Source organism: Corynebacterium sp. HMSC063G05 (assembly GCF_001810555.1).
In the GTDB taxonomy this organism is placed as follows: Bacteria; Actinomycetota; Actinomycetes; order Mycobacteriales; family Mycobacteriaceae; genus Corynebacterium; species Corynebacterium jeikeium_D.
Genome location: NZ_KV801850.1, coordinates 79358 through 93823, shown reverse-complemented (window position 1 = coordinate 93823; position 14466 = coordinate 79358). Strand labels below are relative to the sequence as shown.

At 59.4% G+C, this 14466-nt stretch carries 10 protein-coding genes; 5 read left to right on the top strand and 5 right to left on the bottom strand.

Going from position 1 to position 14466, the window contains the following annotated elements:
* Window positions 1-487: 487 nt before the first annotated feature.
* The 4 genes from HMPREF2751_RS06105 to HMPREF2751_RS06090 are packed head-to-tail and all read left to right on the top strand — an operon-like array spanning window position 488 to window position 5846.
* Window positions 488-2233 (top strand): peptide ABC transporter substrate-binding protein, encoded by a 1746-nt coding sequence (locus HMPREF2751_RS06105; RefSeq protein ID WP_069358931.1) that lies wholly within the window; start codon window positions 488-490, stop codon window positions 2231-2233.
* 4 nt (window positions 2234-2237) lie between these two features.
* Window positions 2238-3164: an ABC transporter permease gene (locus tag HMPREF2751_RS06100; protein ID WP_070595684.1), complete on the top strand. Its 927-nt coding sequence runs from the start codon at window positions 2238-2240 to the stop codon at window positions 3162-3164.
* The gene (locus HMPREF2751_RS06095; RefSeq protein ID WP_070429422.1) at window positions 3157-4167 is read left to right on the top strand and encodes an ABC transporter permease; all 1011 of its coding nucleotides are present in this window, start codon (window positions 3157-3159) and stop codon (window positions 4165-4167) included. Before HMPREF2751_RS06100 ends, HMPREF2751_RS06095 begins: the two co-directional genes overlap by 8 nt.
* Window positions 4164-5846, top strand: coding sequence for a dipeptide ABC transporter ATP-binding protein (locus tag HMPREF2751_RS06090; RefSeq protein ID WP_070595683.1), 1683 nt, complete (start codon window positions 4164-4166; stop codon window positions 5844-5846). Before HMPREF2751_RS06095 ends, HMPREF2751_RS06090 begins: the two co-directional genes overlap by 4 nt.
* Window positions 5847-6046: 200 nt before the next feature.
* Here the strand turns inward: HMPREF2751_RS06090 and HMPREF2751_RS06085 are convergent, their stop codons facing one another.
* Both HMPREF2751_RS06085 and HMPREF2751_RS06080 read right to left on the bottom strand, forming a co-directional pair.
* Window positions 6047-6718, bottom strand: coding sequence for a YdhK family protein (locus tag HMPREF2751_RS06085; RefSeq protein ID WP_172954625.1), 672 nt, complete (start codon window positions 6716-6718; stop codon window positions 6047-6049).
* A gap of 76 nt (window positions 6719-6794) precedes the next feature.
* Window positions 6795-8279: a YeeE/YedE thiosulfate transporter family protein gene (locus HMPREF2751_RS06080; RefSeq protein WP_069359369.1), complete on the bottom strand. Its 1485-nt coding sequence runs from the start codon at window positions 8277-8279 to the stop codon at window positions 6795-6797.
* Window positions 8280-8483: 204 nt separating this feature from the next.
* Between HMPREF2751_RS06080 and HMPREF2751_RS06075 the strand changes: the two genes are divergently transcribed.
* Window positions 8484-9503 (top strand): hypothetical protein, encoded by a 1020-nt coding sequence (locus tag HMPREF2751_RS06075; protein ID WP_070595682.1) that lies wholly within the window; start codon window positions 8484-8486, stop codon window positions 9501-9503.
* Here HMPREF2751_RS06075 and HMPREF2751_RS06070 read toward each other — a convergent pair.
* The 3 genes from HMPREF2751_RS06070 to betT form a co-directional block, all read right to left on the bottom strand.
* Window positions 9500-10318, bottom strand: coding sequence for a CDP-alcohol phosphatidyltransferase family protein (locus HMPREF2751_RS06070; RefSeq protein WP_083304420.1), 819 nt, complete (start codon window positions 10316-10318; stop codon window positions 9500-9502). The genes HMPREF2751_RS06075 and HMPREF2751_RS06070 overlap by 4 nt on opposite strands.
* Before the next feature lie 142 nt (window positions 10319-10460).
* Entirely contained in the window at window positions 10461-12029 is a 1569-nt protein-coding gene (locus HMPREF2751_RS06065) for an aldehyde dehydrogenase family protein (RefSeq protein WP_070595681.1), read from the bottom strand.
* Complete coding sequence (betT, locus tag HMPREF2751_RS06060) at window positions 12030-14210, bottom strand: choline BCCT transporter BetT (RefSeq protein WP_049190998.1); 2181 nt, start codon at window positions 14208-14210, stop codon at window positions 12030-12032.
* Window positions 14211-14466: the final 256 nt, after the last annotated feature.

Genomic DNA, 14466 nt, shown 5'->3' with positions numbered 1-14466 from the left:
CTCTCCGCCTCCTTCAAAGTCCACTTCCTCTTCCAAAACCCACTTCACGACACGGGTGTCACCTCGTGCCAACTGTGGAGGTGGCATGAGGTGACATAGCTGTCGTGAAGTCGCGGATGGGGCCCGCGGACGGGCCCAACGCGGGTAGGGCCCTGACTGAGTGCCAGCGGCGCGGAGAACCAAAGGGCAACCCCTGCGGGGGTGCCAGGATGTTACAACGTTGCACCACTGCACAGGATTAACTCCCCAATCGAGGGTAAAAGACACCGTCAAATAAGGGATGATTCGCCTGATTAATACTCATATGTTTTTGGACTTGTATGGTTAGAGACTGTATTGAACGGTCGTATCCAAACCTTAGAGTCCACCACACCCAAGTTGTCACCACCATTGCTTATGCAGGTGGGAGGTGGGTATCTAAGCCATTTGGAGTGAGCCGATCACCAAATTCATATCGCCTATCTGGCAGAATCTAGAAAGGCTCGCGATGCATAGACCCGTTGCCTCCGGCCCCTTCCACACCCGGCAGAAACTCCGGCGGAAGCTCCGACAGCGAGAGAAGTCCCGTGCCACAAAACTGCACGCAACAACGCTCAGCGGAAAAGGAAAGTTCACGCTGCATGTCCGCCAGATCCTGGCGGCTTTGCTGGTAATCGCCTTGCCAGGAAGCGCGCTCGCTGCCTGCAGCACTGACCAGCAACAGGTCGGCGCGGGGTTCATTGTGGTCCAGAACTCCGAACCACAGTCGCCGCTGTACACCACTGACACCAATGAAACCGGTGGTGGCGATATCCTCCGCATGCTCTACTCAGGTCTGGTGCGCTACGACACCGACGGCTCGATGATCCTGGACCATGCGGCAGAAATTAAGCCCAACGAGGACTCGACTCATTTCGACATCACGCTGAAACCGGGCTGGACCTTCCACAACGGCGAACCAGTCACCGCGCAGAGCTACATCGATGCCTGGAATTACGCCGCCTACGGACCGAACCTGCAGAAGCAGCAGTCCTTCTTCGCCAACGTGCAGGGTTTTGATGCTGTTTCGGGAGAAAAGGCCACGGAGAAAACACTCTCCGGCCTGAAAAAGGTCGATGACCTGAGGTTCACCGTGGATCTGACCAACCCAGATTCTTCCTTCCCGCTCAGCCTCGGCTATGTCGCGTTTATGCCGCTGCCGAAGGCCGCGTTCGAAGACAAGAAGGCTTTCGGTGAACACCCAATCGGCAATGGACCGTACAAGATGGCCGAAGGCCGCGCTTGGCTGCACAACAACCAGCTAACTGTGGTTCGCAATGATGACTTCGCCGGTGAGCACAAGGCCCGTAACAACGGCCTGGTATACCGCTTCTACTCGGACGTGGACACCGCATATGCAGACCTCCAGGCAGGCCGCCTGGACACGCTGCCACGCACAATTCCACCAACAGCCCTGGCCAGCTTCGAAACGGACTTCCCCGACTCCAGCGCAAACGTCCCGACCTCGTCTTCGCAGTACTTCGCAATTCCGCGAAATCTGCCAGGTTTTTCGGGTGAAGAGGGCAAGCTTCGTCGTCAAGCGATTTCCATGGCGATTGACCGGAAACTGATCACTGAGAAGATTTTCTTCGACACCCGCACCCCGGCGCGCGAGTTCAGCTCGTTGACGCTCGGCGACCTTGACCCGAACGTACCTGGCCAAGAGGTGCTGGAATACAACCCGAAGAAGGCCCGCCAACTGTGGGCCGAAGCCAACAAAATTGCACCGTTTACCGGCTCGTTCGACATCGCCTACAACGCCGACGGCGGACACCAGCAGTGGGTCGAAGCGGTGACCAACATGATTGGCGAAACCCTCGGCATCGATTCCCACGGCAAGGCCTACCCGACCTTCAAGCAGTTGCGCGATGAAATCTCCAACGAGACCATCACCAGCGGCTACCGCACTGGCTGGTCAGCGGACTACCCGTCAGTGGCCAACTACATGATCCCGCAGTTCGTCACTGGCGGTTCCTCGAATGACTACCACTACTCGAACCCGGAGTTCGACAAGCTGATTCAGGAGGCGGCCTCGGCAAAGAGCGCAGAAGATGCCAAGCCAATTTATGTCAAGGCTCAGTCTGTGCTGATGGAGGACCTGCCAGCGATTCCGCTGTGGTACCCCAATGCTTCGGTGGCGTGGAACCCGAAGCTGCGCAATGCCGTAGTGATGTGGGACGGCATCTTGGACTACCCAATGATTGAGAAGGACTAGCACCATGGGTTGGTATATCGGAAAGAGACTCCTACAGATGGTGCCGGTATTCTTCGGTGCCACACTGCTGATTTATGCAATGGTCTTCGCCATGCCAGGCGACCCCATTGCCGCACTGGCTGGCGATAAGCAGCTGCCACCGGAGCAGGTCGCAGCACTGCGCGCCCACTACCACCTGGATGAGCCTTTCCTCGTCCAGTACTGGGAGTACCTCAAGGGCCTGTTCACCCTGGATATGGGCGAGACCTTCTCCGGTCGCTCGGTCGGCGAGGAAATCGCGCTGGCCTTCCCTATTACGATTCGCCTGGCGCTGATGGCCGTTGCCATTGAGGCCATTTTCGGTATCGGCCTCGGCGTTATTGCCGGTATGCGCAAGGGTGCCTTCTTCGACTCCACCGTTCTGGTGATGTCCCTGCTGGTTATCGCAACTCCGACCTTCGTGCTCGGCTTCGTGGCCCGCTACCTCTTCGGTGTGCGCTGGGAGATTGTCTCCCCCACCGTTGGTAGCGATGCCTTCTTTACCTCCCTGCTGCTGCCGGCATTCGTGCTGGGTCTCGTCTCGGTTGCTTATGTTCTGCGACTGACGCGCTCCGAGGTCTCGTCGGCACGCCATGCCGACTTCGTGCGCACTGCCCGCGCCAAGGGCTTGCCAACCTCTGAAGTCACCCGCCGCCACATCTTGCGTAACTCGCTGATTCCCGTTGTGACCTTCATCGGCGCTGATCTCGCGGCTCTGATGGGCGGCGCAATTGTCACCGAGGGCATCTTCAACGTGCCAGGTATCGGTGGCCTGATCTTCCACGCCGTCCAGATTGGTGAAGCTCCCACCGTGGTCAGCATCGTGACCATCCTGGTGGTTATTTACATGTTCGCCAACTTGCTCATCGACTTGCTCTACGCAGTCCTGGATCCGAGGATTCGTTATGCCTAAGCCAGATTCGACGCAGTTAGATTCGACGCAGCCAGAAAAGCAGTCCAACGCCGCGCATACCGGCACCGCACAGTCCGGCACCACCCAGGCCAACGCCGCACAGGCACCAAACCCGGCGACGAACCCCGACCACAAGCAGTTGCCGGATACCCCACCACTGGGGCTCTGGGGTTCGGCCTGGCAGAACCTGCGTTACCGCCCACTGTTCTGGGTTTCCGCATTCATTATTTTGCTCTCCATCGCAGTGGCCGCGTTCCCGTCGCTGTTCACCTCTGTGGACCCGACGGCGGCAAACCTGCGTGACTCGCTGGCCCCAGCCCGCGACGGCCACCCGATGGGCTTCACTCAGCAGGGCTACGACGTCTACGCCCGTGTCATCTACGGTGCCCGCGCCTCGGTCATCGTCGGCATCGGCGTCACCCTTGCCGTGACCGTGGTGGGCATCATCCTCGGTGCCATCGCTGGCTATCTCGGCGGTTGGGTCGACGCGGTGCTCTCCCGCATCACGGACATGTTCTTTGCCATCCCCCTGATTCTCGCCGGCATCGTGCTGATGCAGCTGTTTACCGAACGCACCATTTGGTCCGTGGTCTTCGTGCTCGCTGCTTTCGGCTGGCCGCAGATGGCGCGCGTGGTGCGCTCCTCGGTGATCTCAGTGAAAAACGAGGAATACGTCACCGCCTCCAAGGCGCTCGGTCTGTCCAGCACTGGCATTCTCTTCCGCCATGTGCTGCCGAACTGCCTCGCCCCTGTCATCGTCATGGCCACGACCTCACTGGGTATTTACATCGTCGCCGAGGCCACGCTGTCCTACTTGGGCATTGGCTTGCCGACGACCACCGTTTCCTGGGGCAACGACATCTCTGTCGCACAGCAGGTGCTCCGCCAGGCCCCGTCCAACCTGTTCTGGCCAGCACTCGCCCTGGCGATTACCGTTCTCGGCTTCATCCTCATGGGTGACGCTTTGAAGGATTCTCTCGACCCGAAGGAGCGTCGTCGATGAGCACCGACACCAATACTTCCGCAGCGCCCATTCTCACCTTGAAGGATGTCTGCATTGGCTTTCCGACGACCACAGCGTCCGGCCGCCGCAGTAAATCGTTGACCGATGTGGTGCATGACGTCGACCTGGAGATTTTCCCCGGTGAGACGGTCGCCATTGTTGGCGAATCCGGCTCGGGTAAATCCACCACTGTCCATGCCGCGCTGGGGCTCCTGCCCGGTGATGGCGAAGTCACCGGGGGCACCATCACCTTTGATGGCCGCGACATCACGCATCTGACAGACCGCGAGTTTGTCAGTATCCGCGGTAGCGGCATCGGCTTGGTCCCGCAGGATCCGATGACCAACCTGAATCCGGTGTGGACCGTCGGCGCCCAGATTACCGAGGCGCTGCGCGCAAATAACATCGCCACTGGCTCCGAGGCCCACAAAAAGGCGATTGAGCTGCTGGAACAGGCCGGCCTGCCGAACGCTAAAAAGCGTATCGACCAGTACCCGCACGAGTTCTCCGGTGGTATGCGCCAGCGCGCACTTATCGCGATGGGCTTGGCCGCGCACCCAAAGCTGCTGATTGCCGATGAGCCCACGTCCGCTCTCGACGTGACCGTGGCGAAGAAAATCCTCGACCACCTCGACAAGCTCACTAGCGAACTCGGCACGTCCGTGGTGCTTATTACTCATGATCTCGGTTTGGCTGCCGAGCGCGCTGATCGACTCGTCGTTATGCAAGCAGGACGTGTCGTGGAGACCGGCCCTGCCCTGCAAGTTCTCACCCGCCCGCAGCATCCATACACCAAGCAGCTAATCGCGGCGGCTCCATCGCTGGCTGCCCGGCGCGGTGATCGCGTGGTGGCGGCGCCGACGACATCGGATGCGGACCAGAAGGAGATTCTGGTCGCGAAGAACTTGGTGCGCGACTTTGCCATCCGCGGCGACCGTCCGTGGCGCAAGGATTCCTTCCGTGCCGTCGATGACATCAGCTTTACGCTGCGTCGCGGTCGCACCATTGGAATCGTGGGCGAATCCGGTTCGGGCAAGTCCACTGTCGCCAACATGGCGCTGGGGCTGCTCGATCCGACCGAAGGCGAAGTGCTTTTCGACGGCAAACGCGTCCAGGGCCGGAATCGTAAAGAGGAGCTGGAGCTGCGGCGTCGCATTCAGCCGATTTTCCAGAACCCGTATGCGACGCTGGACCCGATGCGCACGGTGCATTCCTCCATCGAGGAGCCGCTGCGGATTCACAAGATTGGCACCAAGAAGGAGCGTGAGCAGCGCGTATTCGAGCTTCTCGACCGCGTCGCTCTTCCCGCGGAAATGGGGCGCCGCTTCCCCGGTGAGCTGTCGGGTGGTCAGCGTCAGCGTGTGGCGATTGCGCGTGCACTGGCCCTGAACCCTGAGGTTGTGGTCTGTGACGAGGCGGTGTCAGCACTCGACGTGGTGGTGCAGGCTCAGGTGCTCGAACTACTCGCTGAGCTGCAGGAAGAGATGGATTTGGCCTACCTCTTTATTACGCACGACCTCGCTGTGGTGCGGCAGGTGGCTGATGAGGTCATCGTGATGGAGCACGGCAAGATGGTTGAACACCGTCCGACCGACGATCTCTTCGACCACCCGGAGAAGGAATACACCCAGCGGCTGCTGGACGCCATCCCAGGTGCGTCGTTGGATTTGGATCTGTAGCTGGGCAGTGGCCTGTTTCCCCAGGGCACTTCGCTCCGCCCCCCTCTGGGCCACTTCACGACACAGGCGTCACCTCGTACCAGCTGTGGAGGCGGCATGAGGTGACATAGGTGTCGTGAAGTGGCTGGGCGATTTTGAGTCGGAGCGGATTGAGCGGGAGAAGAGAGAAAGCTATCCGGAAAGACCGTCCAGACAGCCTGCTAGTCCTCCGGAGCAAGCTCGCTTTCAGTAACCCACTTGTGGTTCTTCATGGTCATACCATCATCGTCAATGTCGACCATGTACACCGGCTCCTGGGTGGAGTAGTCAACAGTGCCCTTGGCCCCCTTCATGCCCGCCATATGCTCGGCGTTGATGGTGATCTCGGAGCCGTCGGCAAGCGGTGCTTCGCCTGGGTTCTCCAGCTCCTCATGAACGACCCAGCGGTGGTCCTTCACCGGCTCACTGCCATCGGTCGGGGTGTAGGAAACGGAGTAGGTAGTGGTGTTGAAAACACCAACAACCTTGCCTTCTGCACCCTTCATGCCCGGCATGTGATCGGCGAGAACCTGCACTTCACTGCCGACCGGGAACTTCGCGTTGTCCGCCGCAATCATTCCCTCTGGAGCCGGACCACCATCGGCCGGATGGTCATGGCCGGCCATCGCGTCATCACCATGGTCACCATGACCGCCATGCTCATCGGCATCGTCCATATCATCCATGTCGTCATGCCCCTCAGAGCTGGTGGCCGACACGGAAGAGCTGGTTTCGCTAACAGTGCTGCTTGCCTCAGTACTAGCCGAATCATCGGAGGAGCAACCGGCCAGCACAAGGACGCTGGCGGCACCCGCGGCTACGAGAGCATCTAGTGGTCGAATATTCTTTGCCATGGTTGAGCTCCTTTGTTGTTGATGTCAATCAATCTATGCCCTCACCCTAACAACGCTCCCCCAGCTTCACCAGGGCTTATCGCCCGCGGCGGACGGAAATCGTCCAGCCAGCTTCACCGGTCTGCTCAAAGTTGGTGACCTTGTGGCCATCCTTCGCAGCCCAGCGCGGAATCGCATCCGTGGCCTGGGTGCAGTCGAATGGGATCACCAGCTCCTCGCCGACCTCAATCTTGTTGATCGCGTCCTTGGCCTCGATCAGCGGGAATGGGCACACCGCGCCGACGGTGTCGAGCTCGTAACGCCCATCGCCCAGTGGCGTGAGCTTGCCGTCTTCCTGCTTGACGACGCTCCGGTCGAGCAACGCTACCGGCGCCACAGTAAAGGCACCCGCCAGCGGGGAGGCCTCGGTGCCAGCGGCACCGGCACCTTCGCTACCCGGCAGGGACACAGGCGAAGTAGCAGTCGAAGTGACCGGAGCAGTTGCCGATACCGCTGTGTCGTTGGTGGTGGAAGGGGTGCTCGGGACGTCGTTAAGCGAAGGTGCGGACGGCTTCAGCCAGAGCTTTGCGGCGATAGCGACACCTGCGGCGATGGACGCCAGTGCGAGCCAACCCTGGTAGCTGAACAGCGAGGTCTGAACCATGCCGTTACCGACGGTGCAGCCGCCGGCCCACGCAGCGCCGACACCCATGAAGATGCCGCCGACGACCGAGCGTGCACCCTGGGTGGCGTCCGGGACGCGGAGGCGGAATTCACCGGAGGCCTTGGCCGCGATGAAGGAGCCGACGAGGATGCCGAGGACGAGGAGGACGCCCCAGTCGAAACGCTCGGTGTCACCAGTAACAACGTAGTTGGCGAGGTTGGAGGACGGAGTCGTGATGCCGAGGCCGTCGTTGCGGCCGGTGGCGGCGGACAGCGGCCATGCGATAACGCCAAGTACACCGACGATGGCGGCGGTGGCGTACACGTGCCAGGCCTTTTCAGTCAGAATGTGCGCGAGACCGGACTTGCGCGGCGCCAGAGTGGCCGGGCGCGGACCGGAGAATTCTTCGCGCAGGAAGCGGACAGCGAAGTATGCCGTGACGGCGCTCAGCGCGATGACCAGTGGCCAGATGCTAATGCCCAGAGAGGCGTGGATGCTGGTCAGGCCGACGGTGCGGTCCTTCAGGGAATCCTGCAGGCCGTTGAGGAAGCCAGTCTTCATAGCAGCAGCGGATAGGGCGTAAAAGACCAGTGCAATCCATGATCCGATCAGGCCTTCACCGGAGCGGTACCAGGTGCCCGAGGCGCAGCCACCAGCCAGGACGATACCCAGCCCGAAGATAACGCCACCGACGATAACGGCCAGTGGTGCCAGCTCGTTGTATTCGGGAGTAATCACGCCGGCGCTGGTCAGTGCGGCCAGACCGATGGCGTGGACGGAAATAACAATCAGCAGGGCGACAAAGCCGCGCCAGCTGCGCTGAGTGAAGATGTCGCGCAAGAAGCCGGTGACGCAGAAGCGTCCTCGCTGCATAACAAAGCCGAGCACGGCACCCAGCGCTAGTCCTGAGATGAGCATGAGAGTGTTTCTCCTAAATTTATGAGCCAGTCCGCCATCAAAGCCATAATGAACAGACCTGTCTATTAGTGGATTAGAAGCTACTCTACACAGCGAAAAAAGTCCAACTTAATGAAGTTTTCACAGGGTAGAACACCTGCCAATAGACAGACCGAACCGTATAGTTGCTGGTGAGAAGCGCAAGTTGTGGCAAGCTAAAACACTATGAGCGCACAGAATTCAGCCCTGGTTGGACACCAGCGACACCAGCGGTTCCTTGCGATGCGCTCGATACTCGACCTTCCTTTTACCCATGCTTTCGCCCTTGACCCTCAGGCGGTCATCGATATTTCCGGCGTGGCCCGCCTCAGCGAGCTCAATGCCAAAAATGTCGTGACAATCGACAGCTTGCGTTCACTCGCCCACACCAACACGCAGGACTTTTACGCCATCGATGACGCGGCAGAAGCTCTGGGTACCGCCTTGCGAATGGCGATTTCCTCCCGGCAGCTACTCTGGTTCAGCTCGCTGCCCGAAAGTGATGTGGACAAGGTACAAAACATCCTCGGTAGCGACATCGTTCATGTGGTGGGCCCGGAACTGGCCGTCGATAAGCTCGATGACAGTACCCTCGAGCTTCCCACTGCACTGAAACAGCGCGGAGAACCACTGGTGCCCATCGCTATCTCGCCAAGCGAGCTGGTGCAGGCCTGGGCACACGGCAGTCGCGTGCAGCAAAAACTGCTCGCTTACCTGCTGGAGGGAACAAATACGCTGGTCATGCAGCAAAAGGATCTGCATGCACTACGCAAAGTCGGGACCAAACTCATCGAGCGCAACCCCGTGTGGCGCCTGCTCTACAACCCGAAAGTGTTGGCCTACCTAGTGGTGATGGTCTACTCTTCGCTCCGCGCGCTACCTGTGGTTTTCGTCCCCGGATTCCACGGCAATGTCTGGGTGCTGTGGAGCATCGACATCATTACCGCTATCCCCTACACCTGGGGAATTGTCGAGATGATCACCGGCCGCTCATTCGGCCGAAGAATGCTGGGGCTCCTGATCACCCTAGTGACTTTCGTCTCGCCTTACGTCTACTTCTGGGCCAATGGGCGCGATTATCCGATGTGGGTCACCATCTTTGTCATTGCATTAATTGTCGCAGCCTGCGCCGTCGAATACGTCCGCTGGCTACGCGACCGCGCCATCTCCGCAATCCTGCGCCAACCACCCACCGCCTGCCGCTAGCGACCGCTGAGCGAGCGCCGCACGCCGCCAATAATCAGCCAGGCACCGGCGGCGACGTTGACAGCCACAAGCCCGTGGATAGAGGTCATGCTTAACGACGCTACCGCCGTCTCACTTGCGATAAGCATGCCGGTCGAGACAATCCAGATGAACGTTGCGGCAATGTTGGCAATCCGGCCGCGTTCCACGCGGAATGGATGCGTGTAGTGCAGCGGCACCAGCGTCATTGCGCTGAAGATAAAAATGGCAGAGATGCACACCGCCATGGGCGCGTTCCATACCCACAGCAAGACCGCCACGATATTCCACGCGGCGGGGAAACCAACGAAGTAGTAGTCGCCAGACTTGGCGGCTTCGTTGGCATAGCAGAACATCGACGACACCAGAACCAAAATGATCAGGGCAATCGCCAACGGCCGTGGCCCCAGCGGCAGATACATAACCATGAAAGCCGCGGGTATGGCGGTCCAGGTGAGATAGTCGACGATGTTGTCCACCACTGCGCCGTTAAACCACGGGACGACTTCCTTGATGTGATGCTTACGCGCCATATTGCCGTCGACACCATCGACGACGAGGGCAATGCCCAGCCAGAGCCACATCCAATGTGGGCGGCCCTCCAGCAGTGCGACCGCAGCCAGCGTTGCCCACACCAAACCGGTCAGCGTGAAGGCATGCACAGCCCAGGCGATGACATGCTGGCGCCGGGTGAAGCGGGTAAAGGTCGCGGCGGTGCTGGCAGTATCGGCGCAGGCAGTATCTGGCCCACTGGCGGTACTAGAACTGGCATTGTCGGAGCGGGTAGTAGCGTTCACGGCAGATGTCCTTTAGAAAACACAACGCGCACAACTGCAAACCTTTATCGCAGTTGTGCGCAGAGTCGATTTTTTCAATCGGTGAGTATAACGGCCGATGGGTCGTTTTCCCGTATTATTGCTCGGGCTTGTGCCGAGTTATTTAACGACGATCCTCGAACCAACCGGTAACCGCCGGTGCTGTGTTCTCGTAGACCAGCTTGGCTTCGGTGTACTCCTCCAGGCCGGTCGGGCCCAGCTCACGGCCAATACCGGACTGACCAAAGCCACCCCACTCGGCCTGTGGCAGGTAGGGGCCAAAGTCGTTGATCCAGACGGTACCGTGACGCAGCTCGCGGGAAACGCGCTCAGACACCTCGCGGTTGGATGACCACACCGCACCGGCCAGGCCGTATTCGGTGTCGTTGCCGATCTCGATGGCCTCGTCAACCGTGGTGAAGGTCTCCACCGTCACCACCGGTCCAAAGGCTTCGTCGTGAACGCAGTCCATTTCGCGGGTGACCTGGTCAATCACGGTTGGGAGGTAGAAGTAGCCGTCGGCAAGCGAGGCGGAACCATCGGCGGTGGTGCCCGTGGCAATCTCGCCGCCTACGCGCACGCGTGCGCCCTGCTCACGAGCTCGATCGACGTATGCCGCGACCTTATCCAGGTGCTGCTTCGAAATCAGCGCACCGGTCTCGGCCTTCTCGTCGAGCGGACCGCCGAGCTGGATGTGTCCGGCGCGCTCGACCAGATCGTCGACAAACTTCTCGGCGATGGACTCCTCCACAATCAAGCGAGCGCCCGCCGAGCACACCTGACCGGAGTGCAGGAACGCAGCATTGAGGGCATTGTCCAAAGCGGCTTCGTAATCGGCGTCGGCGAAGATGATGTTCGGGTTCTTGCCGCCGAGCTCAAGCGCGACCTTCTTCACAGACTTAGCCGCTTCACCAGCAATAATCTTGCCAGTGACAAGACCGCCAGTGAAGGAGACCATGTCCACCTTCGGATGCGAGGACAGCGGTGCGCCCGCTTCGGCACCGGCTCCGGTAATGAGGTTGGCAACGCCTGCCGGAACACCCAGATCATCGATGACGTGCATGAGCAGAATTGCTGTGTGCGGAGTCAGCTCCGCCGGCTTGAGCACAAAGGTATTGCCCGTGGCCAGCGCCGGTGCGACCTTCCATGCGGTCTGCAGCAGTGGGTAGTTCCACGGCGTAATCAGACCACAGACACCGACGGGCTCACGCACAATACGCGCGACGACGGACGGGTCATCCGCATCCACGAGACGACCGGCATCATTGCCCGCGAGCTTCCCGAAGTACTCAAAGCAGGCGATGATGTCATCCATATCGGCTGCCGCCTCAGGCAGGCGCTTGCCGGTATCCATAGCCTCTGCCCAGGCAAATTCGTCCTTGCGCTGCCTGATGGCAGCACCGATATCGAGTACCAACTTGCTGCGCTCAGCTGTGCTCCAGGATGCCCAGGAACCTTCTCCGGTACGTCGGAAAGCAGCGTCGGCGGCGGCGATGGCACGCTCGGTGTCGGTTGCGTCTGCTTCTGCGACCTCGGCGATGAAAGAGCCGTCGGCCGGGCACTCGATGGTGCGAGTGTTGCCAGCGGCTGCAGCGGACCAGGTGCCGTTGATAAACAGCGTGGCGGCCCCTTCGTGAGATTTGGCGGTCTCGGGTGCGAGAGCCTTATCAGTAGTGGAAGGCTTAAAGGTCATTTAGGAATCCTCCTTGGCGTAGTCATCAGACCATTCGCGGACAGGTTCGGCATTATCGGACAGATCTGAGGTGCCCGGGAGATCAGACTGCATATGCAGGAACTCCAAGTGCCGTTCGTAGAGGTCGAGGACGTCGGAAATCAGCTGCTCTTGGGTGTAGCCATAGACGTCGTAGCCGAGCGAGCCGGTAAGCGTGAAGACCTCGAGACGGTAGTAGTAAATATCAGCATCACTGTCCAGGTGTACCAGGCCAGCGAAAGACGGCGTCAAGTGTTCAACCGGATAGACCTGGTAGCGGAAGCTCATCTCCTCGCCGAAACCGACCTGCAGGTCAATCTGGTCGATGCCAACTTCTTCTGCTGGTTCACGGTGCAGCGTCACTTCGCCGCCACGATCCCTGATAGCTTCTGCCACCTGTTCAAGCGCGGGCTGTACCACTCGGTCGAGGTAGCGCATGACTGGCTTCTTGCCCGGGAAGGACATGGAGCGGGCAAGTCGCTTACGCCAGTCGCCCTGTTCGCCATCTACGGCGCGGCCCGACATCGCCCCATGGAGGGCTCGACGTGTCGAATCCTGTTGCAGCAGCTCCAGTCGCAGCGACTTAAAGAGGCCATACATCACCAGATAGATGACAAAGGCGAACGGCAGGCCCATCACAATCGTCGCGGACTGCAGTGTCGGAATACCGCCGACGTAGAGCATCGCGATGGTCAGCACACCGACCACGACAGCCCAGAAAATACGGGTCCACTTCTTACCGTCCTGCTGTGTGTCGGTGATCTTCGAAGTGAAGTTACTCATCACCAGTGCTGCCGAGTCAGCCGAGGTGATGTAGAGCAGCAGACCGATCAGGGAGGCGACTGCCGCCACCAACATCGGTGCCGGGTACTGCTCTAGCAGAAGGTAGAAGGCGCGCTCCGGGTAATCCAATGCAGTCTGCCCAAACTCCGAATCGCCACCGATAACCAGGTCCAGAGCCGAGTTACCGAACACCGATACCCACATCAGAACGAAGAGGAATGGAATGGTCAGCGTGCCGACGACAAACTGACGCAGACTACGGCCACGGGAAATGCGAGCCAGGAACAAACCGACGAACGGTGCCCAGGCCACCCACCAAGCCCAGAAGAACAGGGTCCAGGAGTTCAACCATTCCTGCGCTCCGGAGAACGCGTAGGTATCCATAGTCATGGACGGGAACTTCGAGACGTACTCACCGACGTTCATCACCAGTGCGTCAAACAGGAACGCGGTGCGGCCGGTAACCAGGATGTAGAGCATCAAGCAGATGGCCAGGCCAACGTTGAGCTCCGAGAGACGACGAATTCCCTTGTCGACACCGGAAACTGCGGAGGCGATAGCCACCGATACGGCCACGACGATTAGAGCGATCTGCCAGGACGTACTCTCATCCACCCCGAACAGCACACGCAGGCCGTAATTCAGCTGGACGACGCCGATACCCAGCGAGGTTGCGACACCGAAAACGGTACCCAGCATCGCCGCGATTTCGACCGCTTCACCAGCGGGGCCGTGGATGCGCTTGCCGATAATCGGATAGAGCGCCGAACGAATGGTCAGCGGCATGTTCAGGCGATACGCGAAGTAGCCGAATGCCATACCCATCAGGGCGTAGAGTGCCCAACCGGTCACGCCATAGTGGAAGAGCGTGAACACCACTGCCTGACGTGCAGCTTCGATGGTCTCCGCGTCTCCGGTCGGCGGGCCATAAAACTGTGCCACCGGCTCCGCTACCGAGAAGAAGAGCAGGTCAATGCCGATACCCGCCGCAAAGAGCATAGAGGCCCAGGAGAACAGACCAAACTGAGGCTTGGCGTGATCGGGGCCGAGCTTAATCTGTCCCGTTCGCGAGATAGCGACGTAGAGCATGAAGAGCACTGCCACCGTCGCGGTCACAATATAGAACCAGCCGAAGTTCTTCGATACCCAGGCGACAATGCCAGCTAGGGTGTCCGCTGCATTGTCCGGGGCAAAAATAGCCCACAGGGCAATGGCAAGAATGCCAACACCTGAAATAATAAATACAGGCCAGTTGACCTCAGGCTCGGAGGTCACACTCGCTTGCGCTTGTTGTGGAGGGGCCGACTGCGATCGCTGCATTCCTTGCGACGATCCAGATTTTTCCTCCGTTACCTTCTCAGTTGGCGGAGTATCAGACATAGGAAAATCCTTCAGATTCGGGAACTAACCCAGCATACCTAGTTTGAATAATCCCTCAAGTTTAAGAATCGATTCAGAAGAATTCTCCAATACCAACATCAACACCTTCACCTGCATATTTACCCAGTTTTCAAGACGTTTAAAATCATTCCAACTGGAATTGAATACCAATTGTGTGGCATTCTATATAGGTGAAGGGGATTTGAGATACGCCTCCGGCCACTTATTCCAATATCAATATATAGGGCCCGCCTTT